Source organism: Curtobacterium sp. SP.BCo, from assembly GCF_051903265.1.
Classification (GTDB): Bacteria; Actinomycetota; Actinomycetes; order Actinomycetales; family Microbacteriaceae; genus Curtobacterium.
Window position 1 is genome coordinate 158,647 of the sequence record NZ_CP194337.1, and the last position, 18,465, is coordinate 177,111.

The following is an 18,465-nucleotide window of genomic DNA, read 5'->3' on the forward strand; positions in this document are numbered from 1 at the left end:
GCTGTGGCGCAGTACGGTCAAGGGGAGCCGCTCGGTGCGTCCTACCGCCTCGTCGAGCTCCTCGGCAGCGGCGCGACGGGTGAGGTCTGGCGCGTCGACCACACCGCCACGGGCGAGCGGTTCGCAGCGAAGCTCCTCCGCGCGGAACTCGCCGCCGACCCGGAGATCGTCGAACGGTTCGTCCGGGAACGCTCGGTGCTCCTCGCACTGCAGCACCCGTCGATCGTGCGCGTACGCGACCTGGTCGTCGAGGGCGACCGGCTGGCCATCGTCATGGACCTGGTCGGTGGCGGCTCGGTCCGCGACCTGCTCGAGGCTTCGGGCACGCTGGCCCCGCGCGACGCGGTGGCCCTCACCGCCGAGACGCTCGACGCCCTCGCCGCGGCGCACGGACGGGACGTCACCCACCGGGACGTGAAGCCCGACAACGTCCTGCTCGCCGAGCCCTTCGTGTCCGGCACGACCGGCGTCGTCCGGGTCACGGACTTCGGCATCGCGAGCGTCGTCGCCGAGCGGGAGCGGAAGACCACGGGTCTGCTCGGGACGCCGCAGTACATGGCCCCGGAGTCGATCAGCCACGGGCGCTCCGGTCCGGCCGCCGACGTCTACGGCGCCGGCGTCATGCTGTACGAGCTCCTCGCCGGGCGCACCCCGTTCGCGGGTACCGGCACGGACTTCGCGGTCGCCTACCGGCACGTGACCTCCACACCGCCGCGCATCGACGTCCCCGATGCCCTCTGGTCGCAGCTCGAACGGTTCCTCGCGAAGGACCCTGCCGCACGCCCGACGGCGGCCGAGGGATCCGTGGCGCTCCGTCGCCTGGTGCGCTCGCTCGCGGACGCGCCCGCCCTCGCCCCGGTCGCCGATCCGGACGCCTTCGACGAGGTCGCCCGCCCCGCGACGGTCGTGCGCGGGTCCCTCGCCGCCGACACCGCGTCCCCCGTGACCCCCGGACCAGCGGAGGACACCGCCGGGCCGGCACCGGAGCTCGGCGCCGCGTCCTCGAGCACGGTCATCCGTCCGATGGCACGGCCCGCAGCACTCCCCCAGGCAGCACCCGAGACACCGCCGTCCGGCCGGCTGCGCCGACCGGAGTGGCTGACCAACCGGGCGCTGGCGTTCGGGGCCCTCGGGGTCGTCCTGGTCGCCGCACTCGTCGTCGGCGGCGTCGTGTGGCTGCCCGGCGCCCTCCGGAAGTCACCCGGGCAGCAGGCGACCGCGCAGGCAGCGAGCGCCTACCAGCAGGACCGGCCGCTGCCGACCGGCCTCACGACGACGCGCAAGGCCACGATCGACCCGGAGTCGGGCGCGGTCGACCTCACGATCACCTACGCCGCCCAGGGGGCCACGCTGTCCGGCCCCCTGCTCGAGGTGCTGCCGGGCGCGGGCACGGGCGCGGCGTGCCCGACCGTCCGGTGGCAGGACGGCACCGTGACGGCAGCGCGGAACCAGCCGTCGCTGACCGGCGTCGACACCGCGTGCTCGTGGACGTTGACCGGCGCGCGGATCGACGCCGGCGCGGACGTCACCGTCGAGGCCCGTGTCCGGGTCGCCTCCGTGACCGACAGCGCCGCGCTCCAGCAGTGGTTGGACGCCGCCGGCGCCGCGACGACCGCCGCCGTGACCGACCAGTCCGTCACCGGCACCGCGTTCCCGGTGCAGCGCCTGCAGGGCGTCGAGGTCCGGACGCCGGACCGCACCGTCAGCCAGACGACGCTGCCGGTCACCGTGATCCCGGTGTGGCCGAGCGGTGCGGACGAGCTGAACCCGCTCTACCGCAGCCCGGCGTCCGGGTCGCCGTCGCAGATGCTCCAGGACGTCGCCGGCGGCGAGTCCGGGGTGCGGTTCTCGGACGGCTGTTCCGGGGCGCTGGCGGTGTCGTCGGACGGTCTCGTCGTCACCGCACTGTCCGTGGCACCGTCCTGCACGGTCCGAGCCACCGTCGGCGCCTTCACCGACCTCGAGAGCACACCCTTCAGCATCACGACGCGGGACTGACGGGCCGGGCGGCACCAGGCGGGGCCGCCACGTGCCTCCAGGCCCGCACGGCGGAGTCGGTCAGGAGCCGGCGGTGGCGGTCTGCACGAGTCGGACACGTCCGCCGGAAGCGGCGTAGCCGCGCCCGACCGTCATCGCGACCGGCGAGCGGCGCGGCACCTGCACGCCGAGCAGCTCACCGTCGTAGTCGACGTCCGGCTGGAGCAGGATGCCGCACCGCGACTTCCGCAGCGCCTTCGTCCAGTGGCTGTAGAGCCCACGGAGGTCCACCGAGCGTCCGGCCGCCACGACGCACAGCCCCGGACGCTCGGACGCGACGAGCCCGGCCAGGGCCTGGTCGGCGTCGTCGAACCGTTCCGCGTCGTCGACGAGCAACAGCACGGGGCCACGTTCCAGCCGGAGCGCGGCGATCAGCGTCGGGACCTCGTCCGCGCCGACGGCGACCCGGTCCAGGTCCGCCGACGCCAGCGGCGACCGTCGGTCGCAGACACCCCACACCGCGGGGCGCGTCCCCTCGGTGGACCGTGCGGTCGCGGCGATCGCGAGCAGGACCGACGACTTGCCCGAACGGGCCGGGCCCGCCACCAGGACGTGCTCGCCGTCGTAGACCTCGAGCGCCGCGGTGCCGAGGTCGTCCTCGGCGACGCCGACCGGGATGCGCCAGGGGTCCGTGTCGAAGCTCGCGGTGCCGGACAGGTCCGCCACCGACACGGCGTCCGGGAGCCTCCCGACGGCGCTCGCCTTCCGCGGCGCGTCCGACCAGCGTTCGGCGATCCCGGCCACGGCGGCCTCGAGCGGCAGGTCCGGTGTCGCGACGTGCGACTGCAGCCGGGCGGTCGAGTCGACGAACCGGCCCGGCACCGCGGGCGGGGCGTCCTTCGGGCGGACGCCGATCGACGAGTAGTCGTACGGGTCGGCGAGCCGGAAGAGCCACTTCTGGGTGGTGACCTCGTCCATCGCGCTCGGGACCGCCTTGGCGCGCGTCGTCGACACCGCGAACGAGATGCCGAGCGCGGGGCCCTCGGCGTACACGCGGTACAGGGCGTCGAGCAGCTGCTGCCCCTCGAAGTCCTGGTACTCGTCGCGCAGTGCCGCCAGCCCGTCGAGCAGCACGACCGCGCGCCGGCCGCCCGGCGATGCCCGTCGGCGATCCAGGTCGACACGCAGGTGCCGGAGGAACCGCGCCTGCAGCTCTCCCGCACCCGGGCCGGACCCGACGTACGCCGTGGTGTGCGGCAGGTGCTGCAACGGCGCGAGGTCGCCTGCGCCCAGGTCCAGGACGAGGAGGTCGAGGTCAGCGGGGTCCGTCGACTCGGCGAGCTGGAGGGCGATCGCAGCGAGTGCGGTGCTCGTCCCGCTGCCCGGGATGCCCATGAGCATGAGGTTCCCCTGCTCGGTGTCCCAACCGGTCGTGACCTGACGCTGGTGGTCCGGGTCGTCGGCGAGCGCGACGGGCACGACGCCGGACCGGACCGAGGCGGGATCGAGCGCGGTCCGGTCGACGCGGTCGCCGAGGGCCTCCGGCCAGATCGGTCGCGGTGTCGCGTGGCCGGCGTCGGCGTTCGCCTGGCGGATCGCGTCGATCAGGCGGTCGAGGTCCGTCTCGTCGGAGGCGGACGGAGCAGGCGCCGACGCGGGCGCCGGGACGCCGAACACGTCCGTCGGGCGGACGGCCACCGCCTCCTGTGCTCCGGCCTGCCGCGCGAGCCCGGTCACCAGCGCGGTCTGCACGGGGGTGATGTCGTCCTGCCCGAGCTTCACGTAGGCGCGGCCGGTCTGCTGCCGACTGATCGCCGAGGCGGAGGGGACACCGATCACGTTGACGGAGTCCTCGCGGCTCTGGACCCGGAGGGCGACGCGCATGTTGGTGTTCGCGAGGATGTCCTCGCTGACGACGCCGGCCGGCCGCTGGGTGGCGAGGATCATGTGCACGCCCAGCGTGCGGCCGACCGCGGCGATGCTCACGAGCGAGGTCAGGACGTCCGGGAAGTCCTTGGCGAGCATGGCGAACTCGTCCACGACGAGCAGCAGCCTGGGCATCGGTTCCGCGGGCCGGGTCGCGAGGTAGGCGTCGAGGTTGTCGATGTCCGCTCCGGCCTGGGCGAAGACGCGCTGCCGGCGCTCCAGTTCGGCCTCGAGCGCGCGCAGCGCACGGTCCGCGAGCTGCTCGTCCAGGTTGCTGATCGTCCCGATCGTGTGGGGCAGTCGCTCGCACGCGGCGAAGGCGGCGCCGCCCTTGAAGTCGACGAGCAGGAAGTTCAGCTCGGTCGGGGCGTTGCGGGCAGCGAGACCGGCGACGAGCGACCGCAGGAACTCGCTCTTGCCGGACCCGGTCGTCCCGCCGACGAGGCCGTGCGGCCCGTCGCGCACGAGGTCGATCTCGAGCGGACCGGACTCCGACGAGCCGACCGGTGTGGAGACGCCGGTCCGGGCGTCCCACGCGGCCCGCACCGCAGCGGGGCCGTCGATGCGCACGAGGTCCGGGAACCGGACGAGCGACGGCAGCGACGCTCCGGGCACCGTCAGCTCCGGATCGTCGAAGTGCGCGACGTCCCGCGCGCACCGTTCCGCCGTCGCGACGGAGAGGCCGGCCAGCACGACGTCCTCGACGCGGGTGCGGTCCTCCGGGCGGTACACCGTGGCAGCAGCATCGGGGCCGACGGTGATGATCGTGGTGCACGTTGCGGGGAGCTGCTGCTCGCTCGACGCGATCACGATCCCGCTCACCCGCCGCGGCCGCTCCCCCGGACGCAGCGACCGTCCGGGCACGGAGCGGCCCTGCCCGAGCAGTGCACGTGCCGGCGCGTCCCGCCCCTCGGTGAGGACCTCGGAGTCGACGACCACGAGCAGGTTCGGCGTCGGCAGGTCGTCGACGGTGTCCCGGAGGCCACGGAGCACCGCGGCGCTCTGGTCCCGCTGCGCCGACATCCACCGCTCGCCCGTGCTGCTGCCGGCGACACGGGTGTGCGGCAGCCAGGACGCCCACGCCCAGTCGCCCTCGCGCCCGCGGTCACAGAACACACCGACGGTGAGGTCGGCCGGGCCGCAGTGCACCGCCGCCTGCGCGAGGAGACCCCGGGCGAGGGCGAGCGCGCCGTCCCGGTCGCCGACGATGCCGACGACGCCGGCGTCGGAGAGGTCGGCCACGACCGGCGCCGCGGTCAGCCGGCTGTCCTCGATCGCGGCCTTCGCCTCGTCCTCGAGCTTCGTCTGGCTGCTGCGCCGGTCGACCTCGGGACGCCAGGGTGCGTCGCCGGTGCCGGCGTGCAGGCTCAGGAAGTCATCGTCGTCGGAGCGGCGCTGCCAGAGCGTCGTGGTCGGCAGGGCGGCACGGCGCACCACGGTGGCCGGGTCCGGGACGAGTTCCTGACGGCGACCGGCCTCGACGGCGGCTGCCGCCGCGATCTCGTCACGGAAGGCGTCCACGGCACCGGCGAAGCGCTCGTCCTCCTCCTTGAGGTTCCGGGCACGGCGGTGCTTCTGCTCGAACCACATGCCGATGGCCGTCACGGGGCTGAGGAGCGCGAACAGGGCGAACCGGGCGTCGCCGAGCAGCAGCACCATCGCTCCCGCCAGCACGAGCGGCGCGGCGACGGTGATCCAGCTGAACTTCGACGCCGGAGCCACGTCCTTCCTCGACGGCGGGACGACGGTCTCCTGCTCGGTGTTCCGACCGGGACGCGGCGGACGGTTGAACGGTGCGGTGGCGGCCGGGGTGAGGTTGGGCAGCGCACCGGCCGCCGGCACCGTCGTCTCCTGCAGGTCGGCCCGCACGAGCAGCACGGCGCCGCCGACGATCACGCTCGTCGTCCCGGTCACCAGGACGCCCTGGTCGTCGAGGCGGGTGCCCGCGACGATGGTGCCGTTCGTCGACCCGGCATCGCGGATCCGGACGCCGTCCTCCTCGATCTCGAGCGTGCAGTGCTCCCACGACGCGCTCTCGGTCGGCAGGACGAGGTCCGCCTGCGGTGCACGGCCCACGACGAGTCGGCGGGACCGGGGCAGCGGGAGCACACGGCCGACGTCGAGGCCGCCCGCGAGCGTGACCGTCCAGCCGTCGACCGTGCGCGGACGGTCGTCCGGGGTCCGCGCGATCCGCGACCCCTCGAGCAGCACGAGGTCACGCAGCGGGGTGTCGGCACTGGTGGTGTGCGCGTCGACCGCGAGGATCGCCCCGGGCTCGAGGACCGGTCCCACAGCGGACTCGACGAGCTGCCCGAGGGTCGACGTCTCCGCCCACCCGTCGACCTCGACCGCTTCGACCCGTTCGTCGAGCTCGATGACGATCCGCATGTGCGGTCCCTCCCGTGGTGCCTAGTGCTCCGTCGTGTCCGCGAACCAGACGAGCGATGCCGTCGACGACCCGGCTGGCCGGAGCCCGAGCGCCTGCGCGGACGCCGCCAGCACGGTGGCGTCGGACCCGAGCGCCTGCTGGTCGCCGAAGTCGAGCGAGGGTCCCGCGACGCCGTCGTCCGCGCCGATCGAGGTCTTCGCGAGCGCATCGGTCACGGCGGACGGCGATGCGCTCCGGGCGGTCCCGACGGCGTGCACGAGGGCCACCACCGCGTCGTGGCTCCGCGAGTCCGCACCCGACGCGACGGCCGAGAAGGCCTGGTCCCCGGTGAGGTTCTTCGCGTCGGGGTCCTTCGCCACGATCCGGACGGCCCCGAGGAACGCGGACATCGCACGTCCGGCGGCGTCCGACTGCAGTGCGGTCGCGTCGTCGGTCGTGACGCCTGCCGTGCGGAACGTCCCCGAGAGGCTGCCGCCCGCCGTGCTGAGCGCCGCCCCGAACGCCGGGCTCGTGGCGTCCGGCGTGAGCACGACCGGCACGGTGACGTCGGCTGCCTGCAGGGCGGCGACGAAGGCCCCCTGCCGCGCGGCACTGCCGCTCACGACCACCGCGTCGGAGTCGACCGCCGGGGTGTCCTGGGCGCCGGCGTCGTCGGCGTCCGGCTGCACGGCACCCGTGCGTTGCGCGACGGTCCGGGCCAGGTCCGTGACCTCCGTCGAACCCGCGGTGAGCACGTGCGCGACCCGGAGTCCGGCCGGGGCCCCGCCGCCGAGGTCGACGAGCAGCGGGGAGTCGGCGTTCCCGAGCGCACGCTGCATCGCCGCGGTGACCGACGTCGCGGCGGGGGCGGTCGACCAGGAGTCCTCGGTGTGCTCCGCGTACGGCAGCACGACGGGCACGCCGGCGTCGGCCGCGGCGGTCGCAGCGGCCGTGACGTGCCGACCGGACGACGCGACGACGATGCCCGCGACGCCGTCCTTCACGAGGTCCGCGACCGCCCGCTGCGCGCCGGCCGTCGAACCGCCGTCGTTCCGGGTCACGAGCTCGACGTCCGTGCCGCCCAGCGCCAGTCGCCGCTGCGCGACCACGGCGCCCTGCGCAGCCTGGTTCCACTCCGATCCCTCGCCGTCGCCCAGGGTCACGACGACGCCGATCTTCGTGCGGTCCGGCACGTGCGCCACGGTGATCGGGACGGGGACCGTGGCCGGCACGGCCTCGGCCGGTGCCGCACCGAGCGTCCGGACCAGCAGGACGGCGGCGACCACGGCGGCCACGACGACGACCGCGATGCCCGCGATCAGGAGCCGACGTCGGCCGCCGTGCCGTGCCTCCAGGCCGTCACCGGCCACCTGTGCGTCGTCGGTCATCGCGCGTCTCCGATGTGGAAGGTGTACAGCGTCGTCGACGTCGCGCTCGACGGCACGTCGAGCGCGAACGCCGGCAGCTTCGTGGCCGCCTCCAGCGAGGCCCGCAGCTGCTGCTGCTGGAGCAGGATGCCGGCGACGTCCTCGGCACGGACGTTGGCGTACCCGGCAGCGTTCTGCGACGCGAGGGCGAGCTGGTAGTCGGCGGAATCGGACTTCGCGGCGCTCGTCGCCATCGCACCGAGGATGCCGGAACCGTTCACCGTGCGGTCGCCCAGGTCGAGCATCACCCGGTTGAGGTCGCCCGTCAGCAGGGTGCGTGCACCCTCGACGTCGCGCGTCGACGCGCTCGTCGACGCGTCGATCCGCTGCAGGCTCGACGCCGTCTGCTGATCCACCGCACCGGCGAGTTCGCCGCTCTCCTGCTGCAGCGAACCCTTCTGCCCGTCGATGGTGTCCTTCGAGTCCTTCGTCACCTCGGTCGAGGTGGAGCGGAGCCCGCTGATCGACGTGTCGAAGGCCTTGACCACGGCATCGCGGCTGCCGGCGGCCGTGTCGCTGACCTGACGGACCTGCTGGTCGATGAGTGCGGTGACCTCCTTCGCAGAGTCGTCGCTCGCCTGCGCGAACGCCTGCTTGACAGCGTCCTGCAGCTGCTCCTGCTGGTCGCTCACGGCGACGAGCTGGGTGTGGACCGTGCCGGCGGAGCCGGTCGCGTCGGCGACGCGCTTCTTGAGCGCTGCGACGGCGCCGTCCACCGAGCCGTCGTCGGCGCGGACGGCGTTCCGCACGTCCGAGACGGCCGTCGAGACTGCATCGACGTGCCCGTCGAGCGTCGTCACAGCGCCACCGATGCCGGTGGAGCTCGCGGGGTCGGTGTCGTCGACGACGTCCTGCCACTGCTGCGCCTGGTCGGTCAGCCGTTCGTCCATCGGCGTCGTGAACAACCCGCCGGGGCGGAGCGTCGTGCCGTCCGGAGCGCCGGCGCACGGCGTGGCAGTGAGGTAGCCGCGCAGCGCTGCGGCGTCGTCCGGATCGAGTTCACCCGCAGCGGCGAGCGTGCAGAGCTGGTCCGCCACGGCGCTGTTCTGCGCCTGCATCGACGTGCTCAGGAAGCCGTCGCCGGCGGTGCCGACCTGCTGCTTCGCCGCCGAGGCCTGACGGTTGACCGTGCGCAGTGACTCACGCAGCGGCGACACGTCGTTCCTCGCCTGCGTCACCGCGGCGTCGAGCACGCCGAGCGTCCGCGCGACCTCACCGTCGTCGTCCCTGCCGAGGTCGTCGAGCGCCGTCGTGAGCTCGCCCAGGGTGCCGTTCAACGCGTCCGACTGCTCGATGGCCTTGTCGGCGAGCTTCGGGTCCAGCTGGTCGGCGAGCGCCTGGCCCTTCGCGACGAGCCCGACGAGCGACGCGGACACGGCCGACGACGACGCGAAGAGTGCGCACGTCAGCGAGTCGCGGTTCCCCGGTACCGCGCACGTCGTCGCGTCCGGGTCGGCCGGACCGACCGCCGACGCCAGTTGCGCACTGACCTGCTGCTTGCACGCCTCGCTGGCGTCCGCGTAGCCGTCGAGCTGCGCGGACACCCGGAGCAGGTTGCCGTACACGCTCGAGCTCTTGCCCGCGGGCTCCGGCGCGGCAGCGCACCCGGCCCCGTCGAGCGTCACGGTCGGTGCTGTCGCCGTGGTGTCGCCGAGCAGCGAGTCGAGGCTCGACGTGGTCTGCTGGAGCTGCTGGAGGACCGTGGACTGCGTTGCCTTCGCCGTCGCGCCCAGGTCGGACCGGAGCGAGCCGAGCTCACCGGCGAGCGACTGCATCGTGCTCGACAGCGCCGCACTGCTCTCCTGCAGCCGCTCGGCCGTCCGGACGCCGAGTGTCTGCGACGTCGACTCCAGGTTCGTGCGCACCTCGGTGATGGTCCCGCCGGCGCGTGCCAGGACCTCGTTGACCTGTGCGATGAGGTCGATCGTGCGTCGCTGCAGCGCCAGCTCCGAGTCGTCGGCCGAACCGAACGCCCCGCCGAGCACACCGCTCGTCGTCAGGTCGGTGGTGATGCCGGGCTGCGCCGCGATGTCGATCGACGGCGCGGAGAACCTCTTGACGTCTGCCACGAGATGCAGCGTGCTGCTCGCCCCCGACGTCGGCGGCGCGAGCAGTCGGCCCCACTGCACGACCGCGTCGCCGTCCGCGTTCGTGCTCACGACGCCGTCCGTCGCGGTGCCGTCGGCGTCCGCGCTGTCCGTCACGATCGCGTCGGCCTTCGTCCCCGACAGCACCGTCGAGGCAGCGACGCTGAACGGTGCGCCGACCAGGGCCGGGGTGGTCCGTGACGACCCCGCCACGTCGTACGTGAGGTTCTGCGACCGCACGGTCAGGTTCTCGATAGTCAGGTCGATCTCGACCCGGCCCGAGTAGCCGTCGAGGTCGGCCAGGTCACTGCCCGTCCCCTTGCCCGTCGTGTACTGCGTCGTCACACGGAGCGGCAGGTCACCAGCCGCCTTCGACGGGTCGTGGTCCGTCGTCGCCGACGAGGAGTCCTTGCCGGAGACGGAGATCGCGGTGTCCTGGATCGACCGGACCGAGCCGTCGGCGGCGAGGCGGGTGTCGACGGTCTGCAGGATGCGCGACGGGTCGGCGACCGGCTTGTCCTGCCCGGTGCAGCCTGCCAGGACGAGGACGAGCGTCCCCGTGACGGCGACGGCCCCCAGGAGTGCTCCGGTGTTCCCGGCGCGCTTGGTCATCACGTTCTTTCCCCCCAAGAGAATCGACGAACACATCGATGCTAGTTGCCCGACGGCGGTGGGTCCGCCCGGAACGGCTGGTCTGGCCGCCCCCGTTCGGGCCACAGCAGACGCTACCGCACTCTGATACGTTGCACGCAACATGTGCACAGTTCGGGGCGCACGCACTCCAGGGGGAACACATCATGTGGATCACGGTCGTATCGGTCACCATCGCCGGCCTCGCGTCGTTCCTCATCCCGCTGTCCGTGAGCGCCGCTGTTCGGAGGAACGACTGCCGCACAGCGGCACGTGACCCGTTGAGCGTTCAGGGGTTCGCTCGGGTCGTCGTCCGCTCCCGAACGTGGCAGTGGGTCATCTGGCGCGTCCTCGGCGTGGTGTTCATCGTGGTCGGAGGCTTCTTGACCCTGGCCTCCTTCGTCAGCGCCGACACCATGGCCGGGCCAGGCCCAGCGATCACGGCCATCGCGATCTTCATCGCCGGGTGCGGCGCGCTCATCCTGGCGAGCTCACTCCGACGGTTCCGGATCGTTGCATCACCCGACGGACTCGTCGTCCGCCAGGGATTCCGCGAGGAACGCACCATCCCGCTCACGGCGATCGCAGTGGTCAGTCCACTGGCGAACGCCTACGGCGGCGTCGATGCGCGTGACGCCGACGGGCGGCGATTGTTCAGTGCGATGGGACTCTCGCACGGGTACGCCGAGTTCCGCGAGTTCCTCGAGGAGCGGGCGGTCAAACCATTCCGAGAAGCGTCTGCGACGGCAGCACCGGGCGGCTCCGCTGCTCCTGCCTGGCAAGAATCTGACCTGTCCGCGGACTGGACGATGCTCCCGTCGGGATCACGGCGTGGGCCGCAGCCCGTCGTTCGCATCAGGTCCGCCGTTGGCATGGCGGCACTGCACCTCGACGAACTGCGCGCTGTCACGAGCGGCGGGGCAATTAATCGACGTCGTCATCGAGCAAGGTGATATCCGCGAACTTCTGGAACCGTTCCGAGCGCCGAGAGCAAGCCACGAAGTCGGATTGAGGCTTCTCCGAGCTGGATGCGGTACTTTTCATCTTTCTTGAACCGTGCGGCAATATTCTCACTGTTCTGCGAGCTGACCCCGTCGCGAAGCACAAGGTGTCCGCAATTCTCGGTCTGGAGATCTACCTGGTCGACGTAGGAGCCGATTCCTCGACCCGCATGAGTGGATGCTGCTGAGGCTTTGGAGCTCTCGATTGTGCATGTGAGCCAGACAGGGTGCGCTTCGTCGTACGACGCGATCCATCCTCGGCCGAACGAGAAAAATGCGACAATGAAGATCAGTACAAGCATCACGCCGACGAATATCGACCAACCGGCCACCGGAGATATCCGTGAGGTCTTCCCCGTGCAGGGCACGGTTGTGCTGTGTGACACATATCCCCCTACTGTTGCGGCGCGCCATGCACGGGCACGCGAGGCCCTCCAGCGCCAGTCAAAAAGCCGTCGACGCCCGGACGCCCTCGAAAGTGCTCATCGCGGCGAGGATCGGGACGATCGGGACGATCGTGACCATGATGCGGAGGGTGGTCTTCTTCCCACATCGAAGGGACACCAGCCGCATGCCCCAACAGCGCCAGCCCGCCGCCTGAGCATGAACATCGGCGTCGCCGCCAACGCCTCGGCGGTTGATCTGTTGTCGCCCTCGGAGATGACGGTCACCTTGCGTCAATTCGACAGCACGCGACGATCGTTCACTGACGGCGAAGTCACCCATTCAAAGCGCGAGTCCGCCTCGCCCGTCTGAGCAAAATTCCTCAAGATTGCCGATGCCGAACCCAAGTCGACAAGTTCCCCGGGCTCAAATTCGACGGCGACCTTGCCAATCCGCACCTCCACGTTCCGCCCCTCCTGTCCAGTCGACGCGACCTGACTCCAAGAATTGAGGTCTCCGGGTTGACTATTAAAGAAGACGATGAGTCCGGTCTTGGCAGAGCCACACACATCAAGACGAGCTCCGAAACGCTCGAGGCTCACGACGGTTCGGGCGTTGCCGTCGAGCTCACGGATCAAAGCGACAGCTGCATCTTCTTCAATGACCCTTGGCCTTCCATTGGAGCCGCCGAACAGGCGGTACAGTCCGTCTGGCCGCTTGCTCTCACGGCGCGCATTGCGACGCGCGGTCCACGGAAACTCTTTGCGCGCAAAGACACTGCCGGCGAGCGCGGCTAGGATCCAGGCGTATTGCAAAATCCCAAGATCACGTTGAGACGCCGACAGTAACCAGAAGATCACGAAGATGCCGACGAAACCGCCGATGGCTACCCCTCGTCGACTCCCTCCGAACCAAGCAACGGAGAATCCGTAAGCGAGTCCGATCAGGGTAACGATGGTCCACGCACTGATCGGCTGATTGAATCGTCCCAGAGTGGCCCAAGCTCCAAGGATCAGACCAGCGATCGCGACTACCGAATACATCCCGATACTGAATTGACGGTCCCACCGACCTGCTGAAGCCATACGCTTATCCATTCCAAGGTTATCCAGCCCCCGACGTCAGCCGAGTCCGAGCTGGCTTCCGAGCCAGCTCGCGGTTTCTCCGATCGCCGCGCCCGAGCCGGCCGAGCGCCACAGTGCAGCTGTGTTGTCGAGCGACAAGTCGAAAGCCCCACTCAGGCTACGCGGATGAGCCACCTTCATCTGTGCAAGAGTGTTCACTCCCTGCATGTTGTTGAAGGGCAGCGCGTCGGTCGCCGCGCTGGCAAGTGAGCCAATCCCTCCCGAGACCAGTGCCTTCTGTCCGTCGACGTCGTGCCCTCCGACGAGGTCCTGTGTGATGGATCCTGCCGCGGATCCTCCGCCTGACAGGAGCAGCGAGCTTCCACGGGCAATCACACCGCTGCTCAGCAGACCATTCGTCATCGGCGCAAGCTTTTGACCGATCGTTCCGCCTGCGGGTCCAGCAAGTCCGCCGATCACGCCAGCGACAGTCCCTCCCGCCATCGTGGAAACGAACTCCCTCCCGTCCTCGATACGCCCTCCGTGCGCAAAGAGGTAGGAGACCGCGCTGCCCCCCGCGCCGAACGTACCGTTCACGGAGGCGTTGACGGCGATCGCCTTCGCCGTCTGCGATGTGACGGTGCTCACAGTCGAACGGGCAGCGCCCGCAGCAACCCGGCCAGCCGCACCGAGACTGTTCGTCAGAAGGCTACCGGCTCCACCGAGCCCACCCATCGCCCCTCCGATGAGCGCGTCGACGCCAGCCTTCTTCCAATCGACGTCGCCGGTCATTGCCTTTTGCGAAGCGACGGAGATACCCCCGCTCAGGAGCGCCCCTGACGCTGCCATGAGGGCGATTCCCGCTGGCCCTCCCACGCCAGTCGCCATGAGAGCGATTCCACCGACGATTGCGGCACCCGCCGCCACGTACTCCCAGTTGTCGTTCCACCAACTCCCGACCGCACCGAACACCCCCTGATGCGCATCCCGGTACGCCTTCAGATCAGCATCGGTCGCCGGCTTGAGCCCCAACGGGTCCACCGCGTGCAGCGGATCGTTCCCCGCGTACGAGTACGGGTTCCCCGACCACCCCGAACCGAGTACGGGTGCGAGCGGATCGACGGACAGGAACCCCCGGGCGGCCGGGTCGTAGACGCGAGCACCGAGCCACTCGAGCCCGCCGATGCTGACACCACCGGTCGCGGTGAGTCCCACGCCAGCCGGCAGGCCCGCACCGGTCACCCCGGCGAGCACCGCCCACGGGTCCGACGCATCGGTCGCCCGCGCGTCCCGCCAGCCCTGCGTCGCCCACTCCGACCCGACGGCGGTGACGCCCCCGGGCAGGTCGAGGACACTCGTCCCGCCGATCGACACGAGCGAGGGGACGGCTGCGGCGGTGTCCCACCACGCATCCACGTCGTCGACGGCCGCGAGCTCGCCGAGCGCATCCGCCCAGACGTCGATCCGGCCGGTCTCGGCGTAGGCGGCATCACGGGTGACGACACCCGCCAGGTACCCGAGCGCCGACCACGCGTACTCGGTCGTGGAGCCGTCGGGTTCGGTGCGACGGACACGGCGACCGAGGCCGTCGTGCACGTACTCCGTCCGCTGACCGTCCCGCTCCGACGCGACGAGCTGCCCGGCGACGTCGTGCTCGTACGTGGTCGTCACCCCTCCGATGGTCTCGGAGACCAGTCGTCCGGCAGCGTCGTACACCCAGGTGGACTCGCCGGCGCGGACGAGCTGCCCGGCGTCGTCGTGGTCGTACTCGGCCCGGCCGTCGGCGCCGGTGATCGCGACGATCCGGCCGCTGCCGTCGTGCTCGATCCGGGTCGCGGAAGCGCCCTCGACGGTCGTCGTGGTGTGTGCCACGAGGACGCCGCCCTCGTAGGACCACGCCTGGACGAGGTCCCCGGTCGCCGACTGCACGATGCGCCCGGCGGCGTCGTACGCGAAGGTGCCGGCCCCGAGCCCGTCGCGCTCGACCGCGATCACGCGTCCGGCGGCGTCACGTCGGAACTCGGTGCGGGTGCCGTCCGGGTCGATGCGGGCCGTGCGGTTCCCGTCGGCGTCGTACTCCCACCCGATCGAGGCCTGCCCGCGGCTGCGGCGGACCAGGAGCCCCCGGCGGTCGTGGTGGAGTTCGTGCTCGACGCTGCGCCCGGCTCCGCGGGTGTGGTCGGTGACGACCAGGTTCCTTCCGAATGCGTCTCGTCGCAGCTCGAACTGGACAGCGCCGTCGACGGCGATCTCCTGCTCGCGGCCAGCCGCGTCGTACGTCCACGAGGTGGTCCGACCGTCCGGATCGGTCTGTCCCGTCTGGCGGCCGGCTGCGTCGTAGGTGGCGGTGGTGGTCCGGCCGAGCGGGTCGGTCACGCTGGTGACCCGGTCGGCGTCGTCGTACGTCCGGACGGTGACGCCACCGGCCGGGTCGGTGACGGCGGTCAGCCGACCGCGTTCGTCGTGGCGGAAGGTGGTGACCCCACCGAGACCGTTGACGGTCTCGATGAGCTGCCCCGCGGGGTCGTAGCGGAACCGACGACGGCCGTACCGTGCGTCGTGAGCCGAGACGAGCCTCCCGGCAGCGTCGTAGCGGAACCGGCTGGTGCCGGAAGCCGACGTCGTCTGCGTGACCACGCGCCCGACCGCGTCGTACTCGAGCTGTTCGGTCTCACCGGTGGGCAGCGTCCGCGTCACGACGCGCGAATCCGCGTCGTACTCGAGTGTGGTGCGCGCGCCGGAGGGGTCGGTCGCCGCCGACGGACGGCCACAGACGTCGTACTCGTAGGTCGTGCGCGCCCCGGAGGGCGTGACGAGCGTCACGACGCGGCCAGCGAGGTCGCGCTCGATCCGCGTCAGGCCGCCTTCGCCGTCGACGAGTTCCACGGGTCGGCCCGCAGCGTCGTAGGTGATCAGCTCAGAGCCGGTGTCGTCGCTGGCGCTCTCGACCGGCCGCCCGTAGGCGTCGAACCGCACGGTGACGGCGTCGAAGGCGTCGCGCAGCGACACGATCCCGGTCTGGGCGTCCTCCGCGAAGTCCTGTCGGACACCGGTCGGGTCGACGACGGCCGACAGACGACCGTTCACGTCGTACTCGCGTCGCCACGTCGCGCCGGTGGGGTCGGTGACGGCCTGGAGGCGCGACAACGCGTCGTGCGCGAACGTCCAGTCGCCGCCGCCCGGCATCTCGAGCCGCGCCAGGTTGGCCTGGTCGTCGTACGTCTGCGTCGTGGTCCGACCAAGCGGGTCGGTGATGGTGCGCAGCTCGCCGTTCGGCGCGGAGGCGTACTCGGTGCGGGCACCGAGCGGGTCGATGACGGCGCTGATCCGGCCGCCGGCGGTGTGCTCGAAGCGCCACACCGCGCCGTCGGCGTCCTGCCGGGACACCAGCAGACCGGCACCGTCGTAGCGGTACTCGGTCCGGGCACCGCTGGGGCTGATCGCCGCGGTCGGGCGGCCGGCGGCGTCCCGCTCGATCCGTGCGGTGTCACCGAGGGCGTTCGTCGTCGCGACCAGCTCACCGAACGCGTCGTACGCCAGTTCGACGCGGACCCCGGTGGGGTCGACCACGCGCTGCACCAGACCGGCGTCCCACGTCATCTCCGTCCGGCCGCCGACCGGGTCGATCACGACCGATGGGTCACGATCGTCGCCGACGTACTCGTACGTGACCACGGCACCCGCGTCGGTGACGACGGTCGTGACGCGGTCCTGCTCGTCGTGGCCGTAGGTGAAGTCCCCGCCCGACGGCGTCACCGTGCGGGTCCTGCGGCCGCGCTCGTCGTACGCGTGGACCGTCACGGAGCGGTCGCGCTCCGTCGCGGACACCAGGTTGCCGTGGGCGTCGTAGCTCATCGACTGCCGCTGGTCGTCGGAGTCGACGACGCCGACGAGCCGACCCTTCGCATCGGCGATATAGGTGTCCGACCGGGAGCCGTCCGGGTCGGACACGACCGTCACCCGGCCGGGCAGGTAGGCGAACCGCACGGTCCGGCCGTGCGGGCTGACCTGTTCGGTCACCCGACGGACGTCGTCGTAGGTGTTGTCGACCTCGACGACACCCGCCGCACTCGTGACGGTCACGACGAGGTCGTCGTCGTTCCAGCCGTACCGCCGGGTCCCACCGTCGTCGGTGACGCTGACCAGACGACCGCGGTCGTCGTAGCCGTACTCGACCCGGCGGCCGTCGGAACCCCGGACGACCGCGATGCGCTCGCCCACGTACTCGACGTCGACCGATCGACCGTGCTCGTGCACCAGTCGCGTGATCCGACCGTGGTCGTCCCGCACGACGTCGACCGTCGTGCCCGGGCCGCCGGTGGTCCGGGCCCAGCTGCCCGACCGCGTGAAGACGATCCGGCCGCCGGCGTTGTCGCTGACGACCAGTGCGTCGCACTCTGCCGCGAGCCACCGGTTCTCGCCGACCCCGCGCGCCCATCCCTCGCCGTCGCGCGGGAACCGGATCTGCCGGCCGTCGGCGCCGACGAACGAGGCGCCCTCGTCGTCGAGTTCGAGCCGGGTCTCGAACACCGACGCCCAGCCCGGGCCGAACAGCCCGACGCGCTCGTCGAGGGAGTTGTACATGCGGGTGACCTGCAGCGACGCTGACGCACCCGTGAAGCCGAGGTCGAGTTCTGGCTCGAGGAAGTTGCCCGTCGTCGTGTTGACCGGGTCCATCGAGAAGCCCGTGGTCGGCTGCGCACCGTAGGCGGTCGGCGGGTCGAACTGGACCTCGGACCGGGTCGCTGCGACACCCGCAGCCTGCAGCGCCGCGGCGAGCGCCGAGTCCGCCACGGTGGAGACGTTCCCGTCCCCACCAGCTGCGGCGAAGGCGTCCGCGATCGTGTTCGCCCACGCGACGTCCGTGGCGTTCGCGTCGAGCCACTGTTGGAACGCCGTGACCACCGTGCCGGCGTCGATGTGTGCCCAGGAGCACGCGGTGTTGAAGTCGGCGAGCTTGCCGCTGAGGACGCCCGGCTTGCCGTCGAGCGCCTGGTTGAGTGATGCCGACCCGTTCGCGAACGACCGGAGGTCGGTGGGCCGCGCCGACGACGTCCCACCGCCCCCGCCGCCGGATGCGCCCGGGTTCGGTGTCTGCCGCTGTCGGGCCTTCACGTCCGGTGCGGGGAACGACGGCGGCTTCGTGTTCTCGACCTGCGGCATCGGGTCGTAGTGGAAGGTGTCGTTCCAGAAGTCCTGGAAGCCGTTCCGCTCGTCCTCGCGCTCCTGCCACTCGCGGGCCTTCTTGCGGTTCGCGCGTTCCGTCGCCGCGGCTTCCTTCATCTGGTCGACCCACCCGGCAACGGTGCGGAGGGTACTGACGATCTTGTCTGCGTCACCGGACGCCGTGTTCGCGTTCTCGGTGAAGAGCTGGGAGAAGTGGCCGCGGAACTCCTGGGACGCGATGCTGACGAACCCCTGTCGCGACGCCTCTTGCCCGCTGATCGCGTCGGCGGCACCCGTCAGCGCGCTCTTCAGCGCGTCTGCCGTGCCGTTGTCGAACTGGATCGGATCCGTGTTCGCGTGGATCTTCGCCATGGTTGCTTCCCCCCGGAATAGATGCTGGTCGTGCTCGTCCTGCTGGTCGTCGCGCACTGGAGC

At 71.4% G+C, this 18,465-nt stretch carries 8 protein-coding genes; 2 read left to right on the forward strand and 6 right to left on the reverse strand.

The genetic code is table 11. The features are described from left to right. The first annotated feature begins 3 nt into the window (after positions 1 to 3). Complete coding sequence (locus tag ACRQ4B_RS00775) at positions 4 to 1,998, forward strand: protein kinase domain-containing protein (protein ID WP_439692827.1); 1,995 nt, start codon at positions 4 to 6, stop codon at positions 1,996 to 1,998. A 60-nt stretch (positions 1,999 to 2,058) separates the two neighbouring features. On the opposite strand, the gene ACRQ4B_RS00780 is transcribed toward ACRQ4B_RS00775, so the two are convergent. The 3 genes from ACRQ4B_RS00780 to ACRQ4B_RS00790 are packed head-to-tail and all read right to left on the reverse strand — an operon-like array spanning position 2,059 to position 10,397. After that, positions 2,059 to 6,291 (reverse strand): FtsK/SpoIIIE domain-containing protein, encoded by a 4,233-nt coding sequence (locus tag ACRQ4B_RS00780; RefSeq protein ID WP_439692828.1) that lies wholly within the window; start codon positions 6,289 to 6,291, stop codon positions 2,059 to 2,061. Positions 6,292 to 6,312: 21 nt separating this feature from the next. Beyond that, entirely contained in the window at positions 6,313 to 7,659 is a 1,347-nt protein-coding gene (locus ACRQ4B_RS00785; protein WP_439692829.1) for a hypothetical protein, read from the reverse strand. Next, entirely contained in the window at positions 7,656 to 10,397 is a 2,742-nt protein-coding gene (locus ACRQ4B_RS00790; RefSeq protein ID WP_439692830.1) for a hypothetical protein, read from the reverse strand. The genes ACRQ4B_RS00785 and ACRQ4B_RS00790 overlap by 4 nt, the downstream gene beginning before the upstream one ends. Positions 10,398 to 10,696: 299 nt before the next feature. Between ACRQ4B_RS00790 and ACRQ4B_RS00795 the strand changes: the two genes are divergently transcribed. Then, positions 10,697 to 11,368: a hypothetical protein gene (locus tag ACRQ4B_RS00795; RefSeq protein ID WP_439692831.1), complete on the forward strand. Its 672-nt coding sequence runs from the start codon at positions 10,697 to 10,699 to the stop codon at positions 11,366 to 11,368. Here ACRQ4B_RS00795 and ACRQ4B_RS00800 read toward each other — a convergent pair. The 3 genes from ACRQ4B_RS00800 to ACRQ4B_RS00810 form a co-directional block, all read right to left on the reverse strand. Then, the gene (locus tag ACRQ4B_RS00800; RefSeq protein ID WP_439692832.1) at positions 11,353 to 11,748 is read right to left on the reverse strand and encodes a hypothetical protein; all 396 of its coding nucleotides are present in this window, start codon (positions 11,746 to 11,748) and stop codon (positions 11,353 to 11,355) included. The genes ACRQ4B_RS00795 and ACRQ4B_RS00800 overlap by 16 nt on opposite strands. 345 nt (positions 11,749 to 12,093) lie before the next feature. After that, complete coding sequence (locus ACRQ4B_RS00805; protein ID WP_439692833.1) at positions 12,094 to 12,843, reverse strand: hypothetical protein; 750 nt, start codon at positions 12,841 to 12,843, stop codon at positions 12,094 to 12,096. A 78-nt stretch (positions 12,844 to 12,921) separates the two neighbouring features. Continuing rightward, on the reverse strand, positions 12,922 to 18,402 hold the full coding sequence (locus tag ACRQ4B_RS00810) for a DUF6531 domain-containing protein (RefSeq protein ID WP_439692834.1): 5,481 nt from the start codon (positions 18,400 to 18,402) through the stop codon (positions 12,922 to 12,924). Positions 18,403 to 18,465 lie beyond the last annotated feature (63 nt).